Annotated in this window: 17 protein-coding genes; 12 read left to right on the top strand and 5 right to left on the bottom strand. The window is 68.8% G+C overall.

Annotated elements, in window-relative coordinates:
- Nucleotides 1-25: 25 nt before the first annotated feature.
- From ASF25_RS17055 to ASF25_RS17030, 6 genes are all read left to right on the top strand, one after another.
- Entirely contained in the window at nt 26-1,975 is a 1,950-nt protein-coding gene (locus ASF25_RS17055) for a propionyl-CoA synthetase (RefSeq protein WP_056306062.1), read from the top strand.
- A gap of 102 nt (nt 1,976-2,077) precedes the next feature.
- Nucleotides 2,078-3,196 carry an NADH:flavin oxidoreductase/NADH oxidase gene (locus ASF25_RS17050; protein WP_056173179.1) on the top strand — a complete coding sequence of 373 codons (1,119 nt, stop codon included), beginning with the start codon at nt 2,078-2,080 and terminating at the stop codon, nt 3,194-3,196.
- Nucleotides 3,197-3,198: 2 nt separating this feature from the next.
- Nucleotides 3,199-3,555, top strand: coding sequence for a hypothetical protein (locus tag ASF25_RS17045; protein WP_056173181.1), 357 nt, complete (start codon nt 3,199-3,201; stop codon nt 3,553-3,555).
- Nucleotides 3,556-4,256: 701 nt separating this feature from the next.
- Nucleotides 4,257-5,792, top strand: coding sequence for a chromosome partitioning protein ParA (locus tag ASF25_RS17040; RefSeq protein WP_348271337.1), 1,536 nt, complete (start codon nt 4,257-4,259; stop codon nt 5,790-5,792).
- A 76-nt stretch (nt 5,793-5,868) separates the two neighbouring features.
- Nucleotides 5,869-6,348 (top strand): hypothetical protein, encoded by a 480-nt coding sequence (locus tag ASF25_RS17035; protein ID WP_056306058.1) that lies wholly within the window; start codon nt 5,869-5,871, stop codon nt 6,346-6,348.
- A gap of 8 nt (nt 6,349-6,356) precedes the next feature.
- Nucleotides 6,357-6,884: a hypothetical protein gene (locus tag ASF25_RS17030; protein WP_056173190.1), complete on the top strand. Its 528-nt coding sequence runs from the start codon at nt 6,357-6,359 to the stop codon at nt 6,882-6,884.
- Between the two features lie 23 nt (nt 6,885-6,907).
- On the opposite strand, the gene ASF25_RS17025 is transcribed toward ASF25_RS17030, so the two are convergent.
- Nucleotides 6,908-7,804, bottom strand: a complete 897-nt coding sequence (locus ASF25_RS17025) for an alpha/beta hydrolase fold domain-containing protein (RefSeq protein ID WP_056306056.1) — start codon at nt 7,802-7,804, stop codon at nt 6,908-6,910.
- A gap of 22 nt (nt 7,805-7,826) precedes the next feature.
- Nucleotides 7,827-8,621 carry a phosphodiester glycosidase family protein gene (locus tag ASF25_RS17020; protein ID WP_082483478.1) on the bottom strand — a complete coding sequence of 265 codons (795 nt, stop codon included), beginning with the start codon at nt 8,619-8,621 and terminating at the stop codon, nt 7,827-7,829.
- Nucleotides 8,622-8,830: 209 nt separating this feature from the next.
- On the opposite strand from ASF25_RS17020, the gene ASF25_RS17015 reads away from it, so the two are divergent.
- Complete coding sequence (locus ASF25_RS17015) at nt 8,831-9,337, top strand: hypothetical protein (RefSeq protein WP_056306054.1); 507 nt, start codon at nt 8,831-8,833, stop codon at nt 9,335-9,337.
- 59 nt (nt 9,338-9,396) lie between these two features.
- Here ASF25_RS17015 and ASF25_RS17010 read toward each other — a convergent pair whose 3' ends face one another.
- Complete coding sequence (locus ASF25_RS17010) at nt 9,397-9,792, bottom strand: DUF4174 domain-containing protein (RefSeq protein ID WP_056306053.1); 396 nt, start codon at nt 9,790-9,792, stop codon at nt 9,397-9,399.
- Between the two features lie 125 nt (nt 9,793-9,917).
- Between ASF25_RS17010 and ASF25_RS17005 the strand changes: the two genes are divergently transcribed.
- Both ASF25_RS17005 and ssb read left to right on the top strand, forming a co-directional pair.
- A complete protein-coding gene (locus ASF25_RS17005; RefSeq protein WP_056306051.1) occupies nt 9,918-10,958 on the top strand; it encodes an NADP-dependent oxidoreductase in 1,041 nt (346 codons plus the stop codon).
- 214 nt (nt 10,959-11,172) lie between these two features.
- Nucleotides 11,173-11,751 (top strand): single-stranded DNA-binding protein, encoded by a 579-nt coding sequence (gene ssb / locus ASF25_RS17000; protein WP_056261039.1) that lies wholly within the window; start codon nt 11,173-11,175, stop codon nt 11,749-11,751.
- 114 nt (nt 11,752-11,865) lie between these two features.
- Here the strand turns inward: ssb and ASF25_RS16995 are convergent, their stop codons facing one another.
- The gene (locus tag ASF25_RS16995) at nt 11,866-12,840 is read right to left on the bottom strand and encodes a phosphatase PAP2 family protein (protein ID WP_056306049.1); all 975 of its coding nucleotides are present in this window, start codon (nt 12,838-12,840) and stop codon (nt 11,866-11,868) included.
- A gap of 477 nt (nt 12,841-13,317) precedes the next feature.
- Between ASF25_RS16995 and gyrA the strand changes: the two genes are divergently transcribed.
- The gene (gene gyrA / locus ASF25_RS16990) at nt 13,318-16,068 is read left to right on the top strand and encodes a DNA gyrase subunit A (RefSeq protein ID WP_056306047.1); all 2,751 of its coding nucleotides are present in this window, start codon (nt 13,318-13,320) and stop codon (nt 16,066-16,068) included.
- A gap of 108 nt (nt 16,069-16,176) precedes the next feature.
- Here the strand turns inward: gyrA and ASF25_RS16985 are convergent, their stop codons facing one another.
- Nucleotides 16,177-17,316, bottom strand: coding sequence for a GGDEF domain-containing protein (locus ASF25_RS16985; RefSeq protein ID WP_056306044.1), 1,140 nt, complete (start codon nt 17,314-17,316; stop codon nt 16,177-16,179).
- 445 nt (nt 17,317-17,761) lie between these two features.
- Here ASF25_RS16985 and coaD point away from each other — a divergent pair, with 445 nt between their 5' ends.
- On the top strand, nt 17,762-18,262 hold the full coding sequence (gene coaD / locus ASF25_RS16980; protein ID WP_056306042.1) for a pantetheine-phosphate adenylyltransferase: 501 nt from the start codon (nt 17,762-17,764) through the stop codon (nt 18,260-18,262).
- Between the two features lie 44 nt (nt 18,263-18,306).
- Nucleotides 18,307-18,852 carry a peptidylprolyl isomerase gene (locus ASF25_RS16975; RefSeq protein WP_056174096.1) on the top strand — a complete coding sequence of 182 codons (546 nt, stop codon included), beginning with the start codon at nt 18,307-18,309 and terminating at the stop codon, nt 18,850-18,852.
- Nucleotides 18,853-18,868: the final 16 nt, after the last annotated feature.

The raw sequence follows: 18,868 nt of genomic DNA, 5'->3' as shown, positions 1-18,868 counted from the left end.
ACCGGTCCGACGACCGGAGGATTCGATGGACGCCCCCGCCAACGCCCGGCCCGGCAACGCCGCCTATTCCGAGATCCACGCCGCCTCCCTCGCCGACCCCGAGGCGTTCTGGCTCGCTGCGGCGCAGGCCCTCGACTGGGCGAGCCCGCCGACCCGTGCCTTCGACGCATCGGCCGGGGCCTGCGGCCGCTGGTTCCCCGACGGACGCCTCAACGCCTGCCACAACGCCGTGGACCGCCACGTCGCGGCCGGTCGCGGCACGCAGGCGGCGATCCGGTACGATTCGCCCGTCACCGGCACCCGCCGCACCATTACGTACGCGGACCTGCTCGACGAGGTGGCGACCCTCGCCGGGCTCCTGGCCGCGTGCGGGGTGGGCCCCGGCGACCGTGTGGTGATCTACATGCCGATGGTGCCCGAAGCGCTGTTCGGTATGCTCGCCTGCGCCCGCCTCGGGGCCGTCCATTCCGTGGTGTTCGGGGGATTCGCCGCCAACGAACTCGCCATCCGCATCACCGACGCCACGCCCAAGGTGGTGCTCGCGGCCTCGTGCGGGATCGAGCCGAACCGCGTCGTCGCCTACAAGCCGCTGCTCGATGCCGCCATCGCGGCGTCGTCGCACACGCCGCATGCCTGCCTGATCCTGCAGCGCCCGCAAGCGGAGGCGACCCTGGTGCCGGGGCGCGACCGGGACTGGGTCGAGGCCGTCGCGACCGCCAGGGCGGCGGGTCTCCGGGCGGCCTGCACGCCGGTGGCGGCCACGGACCCGCTCTACATCCTCTACACCTCGGGCACGACGGGCAAGCCGAAGGGCGTGGTGCGGGACACCGGCGGCTACTGCACGGCGCTGGCCTGGACCATGCCCAACCTCTACGACGTGGCGCCCGGCGAGACCTATTTCTGCGCCTCCGACATCGGCTGGGTGGTGGGGCATTCCTACATCGTCTACGGCCCGCTGCTGCACGGCTGCACCACGATCCTGTACGAGGGCAAGCCCGTCGGCACCCCCGATGCCGGCGCCCTGTGGCGGGTGGTGTCGGAATACGGCGCCGCCTGCCTGTTCACGGCGCCCACGGCCCTCCGGGCGATCAAGAAGGACGATCCGCGGGCCGAGCGCGTGCGGGACTACGACCTCTCCCGCTTCCGCAGCCTGTTCCTCGCCGGCGAGCGGGCCGACCCGGATTCCGTCGCCTGGGCCGAGCGGGCGCTCGATCGCCCCGTCATCGACCATTGGTGGCAGACGGAGACGGGCTGGGCCATCGCGGGCAATCCGCTGGGTGTCGGCCTGCTGCCGGTCAAGCACGGCAGCGCCTGCGTGCCGATGCCGGGCTACGACCTCGCCGTGCTTGACGAGGCGGGACGTCCGGTGCCGGAGGGCACCATGGGCACCATCGCGCTGAAGCTCCCCCTGCCGCCCGGCTGCCTGCCGACCCTGTGGGGAGCGGACGACCGCTTCCGCACGAGCTACCTCACCACCTATCCGGGCTGGTACGACACCTCGGACGCGGGCGTGGTCGATGCCGACGGCTACGTCACGGTGCTGGGGCGCACGGACGACATCATCAACGTCGCCGGCCACCGCCTGTCCACGGGCGGGATGGAGGCGGTGCTGGCCGCGCACCCCGATGTGGCCGAATGCGCCGTCATCGGCATCCGCGACGCCCTGAAGGGCGAGCAGCCCTGCGGCTTCGTGGTGCTGAAATCCGGCGTCGACCGCGACCCCGGTGTCATCGAGACGGAGCTCGTCGCCCTGGTGCGCGAGCGCATAGGCCCCGTCGCCGCCTTCAAGCTGGCGTTGACGGTCGCGCGCCTCCCCAAGACGCGCTCCGGAAAAATCCTGCGCGGCACCATGAAGCGCATCGCCGACGGCGAACCCTGGACCCTGCCGCCGACCATCGACGACGCCGGCACCCTCGACGAGATCGACGCGAGCCTTCGGGAGCGTGGCTTGGTGTCCGACGGGCAGACACCCTGACGGGCAGATGCCCCGGGGGATACGGGCCCCTCCCGGGCGCGGAACCCTAGCGGGCGCCGCGGGGTTCGGCCAAAAGCACGGGACCGCCCGGGAGAGCCACGCATGACCGTCCGCCTGTTCGAGCCCCTGCGCCTCGATGACCTAGAAATCGAGAACCGCATCATCGTGGCGCCCATGTGCCAGTACTCGGCCCATGCCGGTCAGGCGGGCGACTGGCACCTCATGCATCTGGGGCAGATGGCGCAGTCCGGCGCCGGGCTCCTGACCCTGGAGGCGACGGCAATCTCCCCCGAGGCGAGGATCTCGCCGACCGACCTCGGCCTCTACTCCGATGCGACGGAACTGGCGCTGGGACGCGTCCTCGATTCCATCCGGGCCTCCGCGCCGATCCCCCTGGCGATCCAGATCAACCACGCCGGCCGCAAGGCCTCGAGCCACGCCCCCTGGGACGGCGGCGCCCAGATCGCACCGGACGCCCCCGACGGCTGGCGTACGGAAGCACCCTCGGCGGTGGCCCACGGCGCCGACGAGGTGCCGCCACACGCCCTCGATGCGGAGGGGCTGAAGCGCATCCGCGACGGCTTCGTCGCCACCGCGCGGCGCGCGCTCAGGCTCGGGATCGACGGGTTCGAGCTGCACGGGGCGCACGGCTACCTGCTGCACCAGTTCCTCTCGCCCCTATCGAACCGGCGGACCGACCAGTACGGCGGCGATCTGGCCAACCGGATGCGGTTTCCACTGGAATGCTTCGAGGCCGTGCGCGACGCCGTGCCGGCGGGCAAACCCGTGTGGATGCGCGTCTCGGCCACCGACTGGGTCGAGGGCGGCTGGACCGTGGAGGAGACCGTGGAACTCACCCACGCCCTCAAGCGCCGGGGTGCGGCCGCCATACACGTCTCCACGGGCGGCCTCTCGACGGAGCAGAAGATCCCCCTGTCGGCCGGCTATCAGGTGCCGTTCGCCGAGCGGATCAAGGCCGAGACCGGGCTGACCACCATCGCGGTCGGCCTGATCACCGAAGCGGCCCACGCCGAATCGATCCTCGCCGCGGGCCAGGCCGACGCCGTCTCGCTCGCCCGCGCGTTGCTCTACAACCCGCGCTGGCCCTGGCACGCGGCGGCCGAACTCGGCGCGAAGGTGCGGGCGCCCAAGCAATATTGGCGCTCCCAGCCGCGCCAGTACAAAGACCTGTTCCACGAGACCCGTCACGGACAACGCTGAGCATGGACGACGACATCACCACCTTCTCGGTCCAGCGCGTCCGCTACGACGAGGAGAACGGCATCTGCCTCATCTCCGGCGCCGACGACGAGGAGGAGCCGGCGGGCTACTTCATCATCCAGATCGAGAAGGGCGACCCCGACGGTCCCCTCATCGAGATCTTCGGCGAGGACCTGACCCAGGCGGACGGCGTCGAAGCCTTGGAGATCGGCCTGCGCTCCCTGCAGTTCACCTTCGACCCGAAAAGCCTCATCGGTGCGGAGATGCCGATGGTGCGAATCGAGTCGCAGACCGAGATTCCCGAACGGGCGCGGACGCGGTTGGCGGTGGCGTTCGGCAAGCGCGCCAAGCGGGCGTGAGCCGGGTTTCGGCGGATCGGTTTTGCAAGACGGCCGCGCAGGAGAAACGCGATGGCACCGGTCAGGGACCGGGCCGCGCTCGTCGGTCGCGTGAAGAGACCGTCCTCGTCGTAGGCAGAAAACCGCGCGCCGGCGCACAGGCGGGGCGTTCGAGCCGAGGCCCGCGTCTCCTCTGGTACGTCCTCGGGGGCGCAGTCCGCAAGCGACCGACCGAATTTGGGTGGTCCGCCGTCAGGATCGAGGATTGGAACGACGGCAAGCGATTTTGAAACGCGCAGGCAACGGGCGTCCGTTGCCGCGACCAAACCGAATTCCTGGGAAGCGTTCGTCATACGTTCGGAACGAAAGGCGTTCGCGCGTGGCAGACCAGTCCTCCCGCGCCCTGCAGCCAGCCATGTGAGGGTGGCACTATGCCTTCGTCGTGGGCGCCCCGCTCCGGCCACGCACCCGACGCCGAGCTTTCACCTCGCGAGCTCCCCCCTCGACAGATCCGTGGCGCGCTGAGTCGAAACAGTTCATCGCCGGTCGGAAGTATCGCCAACAATTTTTCGTGATGTTCCGTGATGAGGGACACACGCGAAGTGAGCTGTCGGCTCTGAGGACACACCTAAAAATTTCGTTAATTCGAACGCCGATATCACGTTGACGGCACCTTCGAGTTGTATGCATCTGCACACAGACATGACGACGGACCATCGAAAATGAACTGGTCGCTCTTTGGAAAATCCAAAGCTTTGAAGAACGATGGCAGAAGCATCGATTTTCGTAGCGCCAGCGATTCCGAGATAGAGGATGTCGAGGACGCCTCGCACGAGACTTCGCAGCGATCGGCTCAGCCCATCCCTTTTCTGATGAAGAACGATAAAGATTTTTCCATCGACTCCGTCGGACAGAAATCGGAAATCATTCGGTTCCGGATTTCCGAGATGTCGGACCGCCTCGAAGATCTCCGGTCCCTGAAGGACGATTTCGCCTCGATCCTCGAGCCGATCATCGAGATCACGGATGAACTGCCCAAGGCGAAGATTCGAATCTCCGAGATCGAAGCGCTTCTCGCCCTCGAACAGGCGAACACCTCCGGGATGCGGCGCGAGTTGGCCGACAGGGCGGAACGGCTCGTCGATGTCACCAACAACTTCTCCGCGGCCACCATCCAGTTGCAGCACCTCGAGGCCAGCCTGCGGGACCGGGATACGACGGGCGAGGAATTGCGCGTCGGCTTGCGCGACAAGACGCTCGTCGCCGAGAATCTCGAGCGGCAACTCCATGCAGAAACCGAGCAGACCCGGGCGCTCCAGGGTGAAAGCAAGGCCCTGCGGAGCGAGGCGAAGGCTCTCGATCAGGCACTGGCCCGTTCCGAGAGCGAACTTCAGGATATCCGCGAGACGCGCAGCCTGCTGGAGCAGGACAATCAGCGCCTGCAGGCCCTGAGCGAGAACCAAGTCGTTCGCATCGAGGAGCTCGCGGTTCGCGCCCAGGACTCCGAAACGCAGCTCGAACTGTCCCGGATGGGGCTTCGAAACCTCGAACAGCAGCTGTCGAATGCCGTCGCGGCGGCGCAGAAGGCCGATGTCCAGTACGAGACCGAGATCGCCGCCCACCGGACCGAGCGCACCACCCTGGCGATGCGGCTCGAAGCCGCCACGAGCCGCCTCGGAACCACGGACCAGATGCTTCAGCAGGTCCGCAATCAATTGCGCGACCGTGACGAGGCCGGCCGGGTGGCGGAGCGGGGTCTCAAGGAATCGTCCATCGAGCGGCTGACCCTGGAGCGCCGCCTGGAGAGTACGCAGGCCGACCTCGCGCGACAGACCGAGCGCTTCCTGGAGATGCAGCGCCTGCGCTCCGAACTCGATCACCGGTGCGAGATGTTCGCCAAGGCTATCGCGGCGAAGGACGCGGCCCTCGATCAGGCGACCGGTCGGGTCGCCAGCCTCATGGAGCGCATCGAGCAGCTCGTGCATCGCCAGGAAGCCGAGCGTGCGGATTTCGAGACCGTCAATCACCGCCTCGTCGAGGAACTCCAGCACGAGCGCTCCGAGCGCAAGATGGCGCAGGGGGCCCTCGACATCGCTCGCGAAAGCCGCGTCTCCCTTCAGAAACAGCACGACATGCTGAAGCGCGCGACGCGTTCGTATGGGGCGGACGAAACGGGATCACGGGCCGAGACGGCGCCGGCGGCACCGCAGGAAGCGAACAACGTCCGGCCGTTCATGCCGGTCGAGAAGTCGACCTGACCCCCCTGCGAATCGGAACGATCGGTGCCGTCACCGTGCGGCGGACAACGACACGACATTCGGTGGAAAGCGGACGATGACCGAGAACGCCCTGCGCGACCGAGAGACCTCGTCCGCCGCTGCCGCCGCCTGGCTCATGCGGGGACGGGCGGAGAGCATTCCCGTCCTGGTTCAGGACGTGGTCCCGCAGAACTTCATCCCGTCGCATCCGACCCACGAGGCAGTACCGATGGACGAGGTGGCGAAGCCGGACAAGCGCAACTGGTCGTCGACCCTCGACCTCATCCACGAGGCGACCACGGCGATCCGCATCAGCGAGGAGCGTGCGACGGAGCTGGAACTCGAACTGCAGCGCACCGTGACGCAGGCCATCGAGCGCGAGCGCTTCCTCGAGCAGAAGATCGCCGCCACGGAGGCGCGCGCCGAGCTCGCCGAAGGTCGGGCGAAAGAGGCCGAGGAGTGGCTGAACCGGCTTCACGAGGCGGTGGTCAGCGGATTCACCCGGGCGTCGTCGGAATCCGCGCAGCCCGACGTTCAACGCTCGTCCGTCGCGTAGCCCGTGCCATGGCGTCCTCCTCGCGGCTGATCGAACCCGCACCGCATTCCCAGCCGTTCCCCGTCGGCGGCCGACGTGTGTCCCATGCGCTGGTCCTCTACGAGCCCGCGCAAGAGGCCGAGTGCGACGGGGCCAGAACCCTGCGCCTGGTCGAGCAGGCCGTCGAATCCATGCAGGCCCTGCGTGAGCGGGCGGACTACATCACGGCCCAGGCCCACGATCTGATCCGGCTGACGAACCTCGAACGGGCACAGGTCGAGACCGAATTGCGCAAGGTGCGCGAGGACAAGGCGGCCGTCGAGCGGCAGATGCGGGACGCCGAGCAGGCCCTGGCGCGGGCGAACCTGCGCCTGCGGGAAGCCGAACTCGGGCGGCGGGAAGCCCAGGTGGCGGCGCGGGAGGCCGAGACCCGGGCCGTCGACGCCGAAGCCCGGGCCGTCGACGCCGAACTTCGGGAGCAGGGGCTCGCCTCCTACCTGAAGAAGATCAGCGCGTTCCTCCAGGTGCGGCTCGCCGTGGCCGAGAGAGAAGCCTGAGGCCGACTGGACCCGGCCGGCGCTCAATCCCACAGCACCCGCTCGACGAAGCCGGCGATCCAATCCTGCGCCGCCCGCGCCTCCGGCAGAACGCTGAGGATCGGGTACACGTGCATCAACCCGGGCTCCTCGTGATAGATCACCTCGCAGCCCGTGCGTGCGGCGAGGCGGCGGGCATCGGTGACGAGGATGTCGTGACCGCCGCAGAACATCAGGATCGGCGGCACGCCCGCAAAGGAGCCGAAGAGCGGGCTGACGCGGGGGTCGGTGACGGGCAGGGCGCCGGCGTACCAGCGGCCGGCCGCGCGGGCGCCGGGGCGCATCAGCATCACGTCGCGGGGTTCGATCGCGGCCTGCTCCGGATCGCTCAGGGTGACGTCGAGCCATGGTGAGATGAGGACGAGGCCGCCCGGCGCGGGCAGGCCCGCCGCCACCGCCTGCTGGGCTAGCGCCAGGGCCAGGCCGCCGCCGGCCGAATCCCCCATGACGATCACCCGGCCCATAGGGTCACCGGCGACCAGGTTGCGGTAGAGTGCGAGGGCGAACGGGATCGTCTCGGCGCAGGTGTGGGCGGGCGCGAGGGGATAGAGCGGTACCACCACCCGCACTCCGAGGCGCTCGGCGAGGCGGGCGACGAACCACCAATGAATTCGGGTGATCGGCGCAGCGTAGGCGCCGCCGTGGAAGTAGATCACCGTGCAGGACGGCGCCCGCCCGCGCGGCATGACGGTGTAGACGGCGTGGCCGTCCTGCAGCGTCTGCCCGACGTCGAGGCGGCGGCGCAGGGTGCGCGGGGGGAGGGCGGGCTTCGGATCGGGACCGAGGAATTCCCGCGGCGTCACGTCGGCACGGGCGAACTTGCGCCGACCGCCCGTGAGACGGATGAGCAGCGCGAGGGCGTGGGCGGCGAGGCTCGGCACGACGGATCGCGTCTCCGCCCGCCTACCGCGTCACGGCACCGACCATCGGCCCGAGGGGCCGACTGAGGTCGGAGCGGTTCATGGACGGCGCGTAGAGGCTCGACACGCTGCCGTCGAGAAACAGGGCGTTGCGGCAGCCGAGCGCATCCTTGAACAGGCGCGCGAAGGCGCCGAAGCTCACGGGGCGCTCGGAGATGGCGAACACGGCAGTGCGGCCGTCGTCCCGCACGCCGACGCCGTTGCGGATCTTCTGACTCGGCCCGTCGCTGGAGATCTTGGGGTGGATGTGGCCGTCCACCACCAGCATCGGCCCCGATTGCGTGGCGAAATCGGGCTTCGGGTTGACGCGCAGATAGCGGGTGGTGTCGAGGACGCCGGCGCGGTCACCCTTCACGTAGAAGATGCCGTTGGGCTTGAGGTGGAAGTTGCCCGGGCCATTGGCGGTGGACACGCCCTTCAGCTCGCGCCCCTCCTCGACGTAGAGGCCGACCGGGGCCTGATCCTTGTCGTACATGCCGGCATTCATGGCGAAGCGCAGGGACGGGCCCTGTCTGTCGCCGAGGGTCGAGAGCGACGAGTAGGGCTGGCCGTCGGCGCCGCGCCAGAACAGCCGAACCTTCTCGCGGCGCAGATCGACGGTGCAGACCGTGTAGGTCTCGCCCTCGGCCTGGACCGGCCTGCACGGTGCGGCGGCGGGGGTCGAAGCGGGGGCAGGGGCGGCGGAGACCGGAGCCGTGCAGGCCAGGAATGCGGCGAGTGCCGGGGCGAGCCATCGCCGCGTCCGGACGGCGGCATCCTGAAGGGCGAGACCGTGCATCGCGAAACCCTTGCGGCCGGGAGGAGAGCCGGGACGCGCTTCCTCGCCCGAAAGCGGCACGGTTTTCAAGTCGCCCGGCGCGCCGATTGGCCAGGCGGGGCGTGCGCCTTCACGATTGCGGCAAAACGGATCGCTCGCTGAACCGTTGCAGGGCGTTCCGCGTTCCTGTGCCGTTGGGGGACGCAACGGTATCTCTCGGAGAGTGTGAGATGAAACGAGTTGTTCTGGCCTCGGCGGCGATGATCGGCGCCCTCGCGATGATCCCGGCGACGGCGGAGGCGCGCGGCTTCCACGGCGGCGGGTTCCACGGTGGCGGTTTCGGCGGCGGTGGCTTCCGCGGCGGTTTCGGAGGCGGTGGCTTCCGGGGCGGGTTCGGTGGGTATCGCGGCGTCGGTTTCGGCGGCTACCGCGGTGGCTTCGGCGGTTATCGCGGCGGGTTCTACGGGCATCGCGGCGGCTTCTACGGCGGTCGCGGGTTCGGACGCGGCTACGGCTACGGGCTCGGGGGCCTTGGCCTCGGTGTGGGCCTCGGCCTCGCGGCGGGCGGTCTCTACGGCGGCTACGGCCCGGGTTACGGCTACGGCTACGGTGGCGGATACGCCCCGGTGGGCTACGGTGCTTATGACGTCGGCTACGGCGGCGGCTGCTACACGGTCCCGCGCGTGCGCTGGACACCCTACGGCTACCGCCGGGTGCTGGTCGAACGCTGCTACTGACCACAGAGACCCGGTCGCGACTCAGGGGGGGCTGCCTGCGGGCAGTCCCCTTCTTCGTTTCAGCGCCCCATCTCGTCCCGCCGCATCGGCATGGCGTCGATGGTGGCGAACAGGGTCTCGGCGGGCAGCGGCGTCGCGCTGTCGAGCTTCGTCCCCCCGTCCTTGCCGACGAGCACCACCCGGAACGAGGCATCGGGAAGGCCGAGGCGCGCGCGCAGGCCCCGCGCTTCGGCGGTGGTGCCGACCGCCTCCAGAACCACGAGATCGCGGTCGCGCACCCCGTCCGGCACCGCCGCCAGGAGCGCGCGCTGGCGCATCAGGTGCGGATCGTCCGGCCCGGGGGCCGACATCACCACCACGCGGGCCTTCCAGTAATGAGCCGCAAGGGGATTCTCGGCCGCCCTCGCCCCGCCGCCCATCAGCACCATTCCCATCAGCAACAGCCCCCGAACCATCGCGCGTTCCTCGTCTGCACGTCCGTACCTGCACGTCCGTCAACGCGCGAGGACCCGATTTGCCTTCCCCGCCCGGGGCCCCATCTGCCGAACCTCGGGACAGCGTTCACGATCGGAGATTGCCCATGACCCAAGCGACGAACCCGACCGCCGGCACCGTCAACCGCCGCATCGTCCTGGCCGCCCGTCCGCACGGCGAGCCGAACGAGAGCCATTTCCGCCTGGAGGAGGGCCGGGTGCCGACGCCGCGCGACGGCGAGGTGCTGCTTGCCAACCGCATCCTGTCCCTCGATCCGTACATGCGCGGGCGCATGAGCGCGGCCAAATCCTACGCCGAGCCGGTGGCCATCGGCGACACCATGGTGGGCGCCACGGTGGCGGAGGTGGTCGCCTCGCACCATCCCGATTTTTCCGTCGGCGAGACCGTGGTGGGCTTCGGCGGCTGGCAGGATTTCACCACCTCGGACGGCAGGGGCCTGCGCAAGCTCGACCCCGCCGCGGCGCCCGTGAGCACCGCGCTCGGCGTTCTCGGCATGCCGGGCATGACCGCCTATACGGGCCTCCTCAACATCGGCGCCCCGAAGCCCGGCGAGACCGTTGTGGTGGCCGCCGCCACGGGGCCCGTCGGCTCCCTCGTCGGACAGATCGCCAAGCGCAGGGGCGCGCGCGCCGTCGGCATCGCCGGAGGTCCCGAGAAATGCGCCTACCTGCGCGACGTTCTCGGCTTCGACGCGGCGCTCGACCACCGCGCCGATGACTTTCCCGACGCCCTCGCGGCGGCATGCCCGGACGGCATCGACGTGTATTTCGAGAATGTCGGCGGCGCGGTGTTCGACGCGGTGCTGCCCTTGCTCAACACCTTCGCGCGCATTCCCGTCTGCGGCCTCGTCTCGGGCTACAGCGCCACGGACCTGCCGCCCGGCCCCGACCGCATCCCGCTCCTCATGCGGGCGGTGCTGTCGAAGCGGCTGCACCTCCAGGGCTTCATCGTCTGGGACTTCGCCGATCAGGAGGCCGAGTTCCTGCGCGAGGTCGGCGGCTGGCTCCGCGAGGGGAGCATCGTTCACCGGGAGGACATCGTCGATGGCCTGGAGAACGCCCCGACCGCCTTCGCGGGACTTCTGAAGGGCCGCAACTTCGGTAAGCTGCTGGTGCGAATTGCCTGAGTCGGCCCCTCCGAATCTTGCCGACGCTTGAGAACGAATGTAGAACATCAGTGACGCGGCGGAACCCCCGTGAGTCACGGGGACAACCCGCCCGCGATGATTGCCGGGGCCTTCGGGACGGCCCATGACAGGCGGCGTCGAGTGCGGTTCGGCCCGTCACCGGGCCGGGCAGCGCTTCGGCGCGCGGTGAGATCGATCGAGAGGAGAGAGCGGCATGGCCGGCAGCGTGAACAAGGTGATTCTGGTGGGCAATCTCGGGCGCGATCCCGAGACGCGACGCCTCGCTTCCGGCGATCCCGTGGTCAACCTGCGCATCGCCACATCGGAGTCCTGGAAGGACAAGATGTCGGGCGAGCGCAAGGAAAAGACCGAGTGGCACGCGGTGGTGATCTACAACGAGAACCTCGCCCGCGTCGCCGAGCAGTACCTGCGCAAGGGCTCCAAGGTCTACATCGAGGGCCAGCTCCAGACCCGCAAGTGGGCCGACCAGTCCGGCGTCGAGAAGTACACCACCGAGGTGGTGCTGCAGCGCTTCCGCGGTGAACTCACCCTGCTGGACGGCCGCTCCGGCGGCGCCGGCGGCGAGATGGGCGCCGACGAGGAGGGCGGCGGCCAGATCAGCCGCGGCGGCGATTACGGCGGTGGCGGCGGAGATTACGGCGGCGGTGGCGGCGGTGGCCGCGCCTCCGGCGGCGCTCGTCCCTCCGGCGGCGGCGACCGCCGCCCGGCTCCGTCGAGCGGCGGTGGCGGCTCCAAGCCGAACTACGACCTCGACGACGACATCCCGTTCTAGGTCTTTTACGAAGAGGGCGCGGCGCCGGACGGGGCCGCGCCCTTTCGATTCAACGCCATTCCGGAGATGGGACGACCACGTCGTCCACCCGTCGCGATCGCTCCCAGGAAATCTTTATGAAAACAACGGCTCCTCGGTTGGGGAATCAGGTCTGATGACGACCCTGTTCGGTCCGCCTACCCTGGTAGTCGTCACAGCCAGGATGGCACGGACAGAGAACCAGGAACCCACGGCCACCACGAGCCCGCCGAGCAGATCGACCAGATAGTGTGTCCCGACGCTCAGGACGGAGAGCAGCATGACAGCGTTGAGGGCGAGACCGGGCCAACGGAGAAACGGGACGTGCCGCCAAGCGGCCGCCAGCAGCAACGCGCCAGCTGTATGGAAGCTCGGGAAGGCCACGAGCCCCTGAGCGCCCGATAGCGCGACGAGGTTGAGGTGCCCCGTACGCAGGGCCACGACTTGGCGCGCGACTTCCGTCGGGGTAACCAGATCGGTGTTCGGGTAGGCGGCGGGATCGAGATTCAGGAGTGCGAGGGGGCTTACGGCCGGCATGATTGCCGCGACGACAATCGTCGCGAAGGCAGCGAGTCCGTAGGCGACGATGAAGGTATCGAGGGCGCGGTAGCGACGGGCCGTGACGAGTGCCAACATGACCAAGACCGTTTGCGGCAGCAACGTCGCGTAAGCCGCGGCGAGGGTTTGGGCGAGGACGGGCCGGCCATCGACGAATGCGAGCCATGCCGCCCAATCGAATCCGAGGGCATGGTCCCAGGCCAGCAAGGTCTCATCCCAGAGAGGCCGCCCGAGGCTCGCCCCCGCATAGGACAGTCCACCGCATAGGTAAGTCAGCAGGAACAGCTCGACGGCCGCTCGCAGCAGCCGGGCGAGCCGTTCGTCGGGCCGAAGACGTACGTAGACGAAGGAAGCGGCGAGGAGAATACCGCTTCCGACAGCGATGAGCAGGATATCTCGCCAGGGAACGATGAGACCGAGGACGGCGAAGGCGGTGATTTGCAGGCACGACAGCGTGGCGATGAGCGCCCAAACAACCCGCATGGCCACGATTCGTCGTTTGCTCTCGTCCATCCGTGCCGTTCCTGCTTGCCGAACGCCTTATGCCGCAAACAATTTTCCATTGTGTGAAGCAGCGGCTGCACGGAAAGGCTCCGCCGCCCGGCCGGCTTGCATGCGGCAGGCGCGGTGATGTTCGTCTCTCGCCGTGACGGATTCGCGACGTGGCCTGGAGCTCAAATGCCGGATGGCCAGCAACGCGCGAGCTTGCCGGTCCGTAGAGTCGGGGCAAACACGTACCTTTGCCGCGTGCCGGATCCGTTGCAGGATCGGAAGGGACAAACCGTTGCTGATCCACGCCTTTCCCGGTGCGGGATGCGCCGGTCTGTGGCGACGGGCACGCAGATCGTCTATACGGAACGGGAGGGGGCGACGTCGCTCCGTTCGCCCATGCGAACCAGCGCGATCCCCGCGTCGAAATTTCCCCCGTGAGGGGCCGTCGCTACCCGACGCCCCGAGTTCCGGGCGCCCCGCAGGCAGAGAACGAAGACCTTGGCAGAGAACGACATTCCCGGCGCCGGAGCGCCCCCCGCCTCCGACATCAAGCCCGTATCCATCGTCGACGAGATGCGCCGGTCCTATCTCGATTACGCCATGAGCGTGATCGTGAGCCGGGCGCTGCCCGATGCCCGCGACGGGCTCAAGCCCGTGCACCGGCGCATCCTGTACTCGGCCTACGAGAGCGGGCACTTGCCCGAGCGCAAGTACGTCAAGTCGGCCCGCATCGTCGGCGACGTCATCGGTCTCTATCACCCGCACGGCGACCAATCGATCTACGACGCCTTGGTGCGCATGGCGCAGGACTTCTCGATGCGGCTCATGCTCATCGACGGGCAGGGCAATTTCGGCTCCGTCGACGGCGATCCGCCGGCGGCCATGCGCTACACCGAATCGCGTCTCGCCAAGCCCGCCAACGCGCTCCTGGCCGATATCGACAAGAACACCGTCGATTTCCAGCCGAACTACGACGAGTCGCGTGAAGAGCCGACGGTTCTTCCCGCCCGCTTCCCGAACCTGCTCGCCAACGGCGCCGGCGGCATCGCGGTAGGCATGGCCACCAACATCCCGCCGCACAACCTCGGGGAACTCATCGACGCCTGCGTCGCCCTCATCGACGATCCGGGCCTGTCCATCGAGGGACTGACCGAGATCGTCCCCGGCCCCGACTTTCCCACCGGCGGCTCGATCCTCGGCCGGGCCGGCACGCGCCAGGCCTACGCCACGGGGCGCGGCTCCATCATCATGCGGGCCAAGTCCCACGTCGAGGAGCTGCGCAAGGAGCGCGAGGCGCTGATCTTCACCGAGATTCCGTATCAGGTGAACAAGGCGACCTTGATGGAGAAGATCGCCGAGCTGGTGAAGGAGAAGCGCGTCGAGGGCATCTCGGATCTGCGCGACGAATCCGACCGCGACGGCATGCGCATCGTCGTCGAGATCAAGCGCGATGCCATGGCGGACGTGGTGCTGAACCAGCTCTACCGGTTCACGCCCCTGCAATCGTCGTTCGGCTGCAACATGGTCGCCCTCAACGGCGGCCGCCCCGAGCTGATGAACCTCAAGGACCTGCTTCAGGCCTTCGTGGACTTTCGCGAAGAGGTTGTGTCCCGGCGGACCAAGTTCCTGCTCAACAAGGCCCGCGAGCGCGCACATGTGTTGTGCGGCCTCGCCATCGCGGTCGCCAACATCGACGAGGTGATCCGCCTCATCCGGACCTCGCCCGATCCGAACTCCGCCCGCGAGGCCCTCATGGGCCGCGACTGGCCGGCCAAGGACATCGCGCCCCTCATCGCGCTGGTGGACGACCCGCGCCATCGCATCAACGACGACGACAGCTACCGCCTGTCCGACGTGCAGGCCCGCGCCATCCTCGACCTGCGCCTGCAGCGCCTCACGGCGCTCGGCCGCGACGAGATCGGCGACGAGTTGCAGAAGCTCGCCGACGAGATCGCCGACTACCTCGACATCCTGCGCTCGCGCCCGCGCATCATGTGCATCGTCAAGGACGAGCTGGCGGAAGTCCGCGAATCCTTCGCCACGCCGCGCCGGACGGTGATCCTCGACTGGGATTCCAACGTCGAGGACGAGGACCTGATCCAGCGCGAGGACATGGTGGTGACCGTGTCCCATGCGGGCTACGTCAAGCGCGTGCCGCTCTCGACCTACCGGGCCCAGCGTCGGGGCGGCAAGGGACGCTCAGGGATGGCGACCCGCGACGAAGATTTCGTCACCCGCCTGTTCGTCGCCAACACCCACACGCCGATCCTGTTCTTCTCGAACATGGGTCAGGTGTACAAGGAAAAGGTCTGGCGCCTGCCCATGGCGGCGCCGAACGCCCGCGGCAAGGCCCTCGTCAACATCCTCGCGATGGATGCGGGTACCGAGCGCATCACCACCATCATGCCGCTGCCCGAGGACGAGGCGTCGTGGGAGACCCTCGACGTGATGTTCGCCACCGCCAGCGGCGGGGTGCGGCGCAACAAGCTCTCGGACTTCGTGCAGGTGAACCGCGCCGGCAAGATCGCCATGAAGCTCGATGAGGGCGACCACATCGTCCACGTGGAGATCTGCCGGGCCGACCAGAACGTGCTCCTTACCTCCAAGGACGGGCAGTGCATCCGCTTCCCCGTGGAGGATGTCCGCGTGTTCAAGGGGCGCGATTCCACCGGCGTGCGCGGCATCAGCCTCGCCAAAGACGATCGCGTCATCTCCATGACGATCCTCAACTCCTTCGAGGCCAGCCCCGAGGAGCGAGCCGGCTACCTCAAGATGCGCCGGGCCGTCATCGGCGACGGCACGGAAGGCGAAGAGGCGAGCACGGAGGCAGAAGAAGGCGTCCAGGAGGCGAGTGCGATCTCCCTCGAGCGCTACAACGAGATGGGCGCCCACGAGCAGTTCGTGCTGACACTGTCCGAGCGCGGCTTCGGCAAGCGTAGCTCGTCGTTCGAGTACCGTACCTCCGGACGCGGCGGCAAAGGCATCACGGCCATGCGGGTCAACGCCCGCAACGGCACCCTGGTGGCCTCCTTCCCGGTGCAGCCCTCGGACCAGATCATGCTGGTCACCGATGCGGGCCAGCTCATCCGCGTGCCCGTGGACGACATCCGCATCGTCGGGCGCGCCTCGCAGGGCGTCACGGTGTTCAACACCGAGAAGACCGAGCGCGTGGTCTCGGTGGAGCACATCGAGGGCGAGGACGAGGCGGGCGACGCCCCCGGCGAGATCACGGGCGAAGCCGCACTGTGATCGCCCGGCCCCCGTCGTCACGGCGACGGGGGCCCGCGACGGGTTCGGGACCCGTCGGGATGGCGGGGATGCGGCCTCGGGGGCAGGAAGGCGGACGTCGGTGTGGGCTCAGGCCGCCCTGCGCGGGGAGGCGAGGGTGCAGCGGGCCTTGCCCCGCGCCTTCGCCTCGTAGAGCGCCGCGTCGGCGGCGGAGACCAGGCTCGCGAGACCGGTGCCGTCCTGGGGCGACGCGGCGATGCCGATGCTGACTCCGATGGTCGCCGTGCGGTCGCGCCCGAGGCCGTACGGTACCGAGATGCGCGCCGCGAGCCGCTCGCCGAACGTGATCAGCGCCTCCGGGGCGAGCGCATCGGCGAGGACCACGAACTCGTCGCCGCCGAGCCGCGCGATGACGTCGTGCGGTCCCACCGCCTGTCGCAGGCGATCGGCGACGGCTTGCAGGAGCTGGTCGCCCATGCCGTGGCCGTAGGTGTCGTTGACGGCCTTGAACCCGTCGAGGTCGAGGTAGAACAGGGCCGTCGGGCGATCCTGCCGCCCCGCCATGGCGTCCGCGAGGCCAAACCGGTTCGCCAACCCCGTCAGGCTGTCGTGCTGCGCCCGGAACGCGTTCTCGCGTTCGGCCCGCATGGTGGCGACCAGCATCTTGTTGAGCCGGAAGCCGGCCGCACTCATGCTGGCGAGATAGAACGGAATCTGCAGGAAGGTGATCAGCAGGACCGGCTCGCCGGTGAACGGCGCGCCGAGGCAGCACGAGCCGAGGGTCAGCACGATCATCGCGCCGGCGAGGCGGGGCGCGCCGAAGTTGCGGAACGAGATGCCGCCGACCATGGCGGCGGCCGAGAGGCACGCGAGGGTCGCCACCACCCAATCCCCGCTGGTGAGGCTGATCAGGGTGCCGTAGCCGACGCTCGCCGCCCAGGCGAGGCCGAAGAGGATGTAGAGGTCCGTGGGGGTTTCGCCCCCCCTGGCCGCCGCCCGCCGGGCCTGAACCAACACGACGAGCCGCACGAGGCAGATGACGCATTCGAGAACGCACCAGACCACGAACTGCGGCTGCGGGATCCGGACGGCGACCAGCATCGACACCGTCAGGGTGTTCAGGACGCCCCCGGCGAAGATCGGAAGCGTGCCGAACAGGCTCGCGATGAGGGCGGCGCGGATCTCGTCCGGAACGTCGCGCCCCGCATCGGTCAGCCACCGCGTGACGCGCCAACGGGGCAGGCTGAACAGCAGGGGATCGTTGCGCATGGAGCGACTCGGCGGCGGTGGGACGGCCCGCGGGCGGCGAAACCGGGGTCCGCCGTCCACGACTCTCCTGCGGCTCTCCGGGTGCTGGCCGCGCTTCGACCGCTCGCATGCGTTGGGTTAACATTCACACCACGAGGTATAGACGATCGTGCGGATTCGCACCCTCGGCAGTCGATTCCGCGCGTTGGAACGTCCGCGAGGACGAATGCGGCGGCCTGGTCATGCCGTTCGCATGCGAGACCGGCGCACCGGCATGGGGCAATAGGCTGATCCGCGACCGGGTCGCACCCGATAGCCATCCGACATCCATCGGCGGTTCGCGAACATCCGACGAGGTCTTGGTCACGGCCGATCCGGTTGAACCGCACCCGCTTGGACGGCCTCGCCCACCGATCGACCGGGCCCCGGTTCCGTTCGGGCGAAAAATGCTCTACCCCGGGCCGCGATGATCCGCACCGCGCTCTACGCCGGCTCCTTCGACCCGGTCACCAACGGACACCTCGACGTGATTCGTCAGGCGTGCCGGCTCGTGCAGCACCTCGTCATCGCCATCGGGGTGCATCCGGGCAAGGCCCCGATGTTCACCGCCGAAGAGCGGGCCGACCTCCTGCGCGACACCTGCACGCCGCTGGCGGAGGCGGAGAATGCGCGCCTGGATATCGTCGCCTTCGACGACCTCGCCGTCACCGCCGCCCGGCGCCACGGCGCCACCCTGTTCATCCGGGGCCTGCGCGACGGCACCGACCTCGACTACGAGATGCAGCTCGCCGGCATGAACGGCGCGATGGCGCCGGAAGTCCAGACGGTGTTTCTGCCGGCCTCCACCGGCGTCCGCCCCATCACCGCGACCCTGGTCCGCCAGATCGCCGCCATGGGCGGCGACGTCTCGCCCTTCGTACCGGCCCTGGTGGCCGAGCGCCTGGCACGACGTTTCGCCGGATCCTGATCCTGTTTCGCCTGAAGAGAGAACACCCGCTCATGAACTTCGGAATCAATCGCCGGATCGCCCTCCTGGCCGTCGCCGCCCTCCTCGGCACGGCGCCCGCGGCGCTGGCGGCGGACGAGAACACCGTGTTCCTCGACACCAAGGACGGTCGCGTCACCATCGAGCTGCGCCCGGATCTGGCGCCGAAACACGTCGCGCAGATCAAGACCCTGATCAAGCAGGGCTTCTACAACGGCCTCAAGTTCCACCGCGTCATGGACGGCTTCATGGCCCAGACCGGCGACCCGAAGGGCAACGGCACCGGCGGTTCGAGCCTGCCCAACATCCCGGCCGAGTTCTCGCAGACCCCGTTCCGCCGCGGCACCCTCGGCATGGCGCGTTCGTCCGAGCCGAATTCGGCCAATTCGCAGTTCTTCATCTGCCTCGGCGATGCGCCGTTCCTCAACGGCCAGTACACCGTCGTGGGTCTCGTCTCGTCCGGCATGGACGCCGTCGACAAGATCAAGAAGGCGGCCCCCGGTGCCGCCGGCGGCGCCGTGCAGGATCCCGACAAGATCGTGAAGATGCAGTTGGCCCAGGGCGCGAAGTAATCCGGGGGGCGCGGGG

The sequence above is a fragment of the Methylobacterium sp. Leaf100 genome (assembly GCF_001422845.1).
In the GTDB taxonomy this organism is placed as follows: domain Bacteria; phylum Pseudomonadota; class Alphaproteobacteria; order Rhizobiales; family Beijerinckiaceae; genus Methylobacterium.
The sequence above is the reverse complement of the archived record's forward strand: the minus strand, read 5'-3'. Positions and strand labels throughout refer to the sequence as shown.

Bases quoted from the DNA above. Each gene is read 5' to 3' on its own strand.
- ASF25_RS17055 (WP_056306062.1), top strand. From the start codon at position 26: ATGGACGCCCCCGCCAACGCCCGGCCCGGCAACGCCGCCTATTCCGAG.
- ASF25_RS17050 (WP_056173179.1), top strand. From the start codon at position 2,078: ATGACCGTCCGCCTGTTCGAGCCCCTGCGCCTCGATGACCTAGAAATC.
- ASF25_RS17045 (WP_056173181.1), top strand. From the start codon at position 3,199: ATGGACGACGACATCACCACCTTCTCGGTCCAGCGCGTCCGCTACGAC.
- ASF25_RS17040 (WP_348271337.1), top strand. From the start codon at position 4,257: ATGAACTGGTCGCTCTTTGGAAAATCCAAAGCTTTGAAGAACGATGGC.
- ASF25_RS17035 (WP_056306058.1), top strand. From the start codon at position 5,869: ATGACCGAGAACGCCCTGCGCGACCGAGAGACCTCGTCCGCCGCTGCC.
- ASF25_RS17030 (WP_056173190.1), top strand. From the start codon at position 6,357: ATGGCGTCCTCCTCGCGGCTGATCGAACCCGCACCGCATTCCCAGCCG.
- ASF25_RS17020 (WP_082483478.1), bottom strand. From the start codon at position 8,621: ATGCACGGTCTCGCCCTTCAGGATGCCGCCGTCCGGACGCGGCGATGG.
- ASF25_RS17015 (WP_056306054.1), top strand. From the start codon at position 8,831: ATGAAACGAGTTGTTCTGGCCTCGGCGGCGATGATCGGCGCCCTCGCG.
- ASF25_RS17010 (WP_056306053.1), bottom strand. From the start codon at position 9,792: ATGGTTCGGGGGCTGTTGCTGATGGGAATGGTGCTGATGGGCGGCGGG.
- ASF25_RS17005 (WP_056306051.1), top strand. From the start codon at position 9,918: ATGACCCAAGCGACGAACCCGACCGCCGGCACCGTCAACCGCCGCATC.
- ssb (WP_056261039.1), top strand. From the start codon at position 11,173: ATGGCCGGCAGCGTGAACAAGGTGATTCTGGTGGGCAATCTCGGGCGC.
- ASF25_RS16995 (WP_056306049.1), bottom strand. From the start codon at position 12,840: ATGGACGAGAGCAAACGACGAATCGTGGCCATGCGGGTTGTTTGGGCG.
- ASF25_RS16985 (WP_056306044.1), bottom strand. From the start codon at position 17,316: ATGCGCAACGATCCCCTGCTGTTCAGCCTGCCCCGTTGGCGCGTCACG.
- coaD (WP_056306042.1), top strand. From the start codon at position 17,762: ATGATCCGCACCGCGCTCTACGCCGGCTCCTTCGACCCGGTCACCAAC.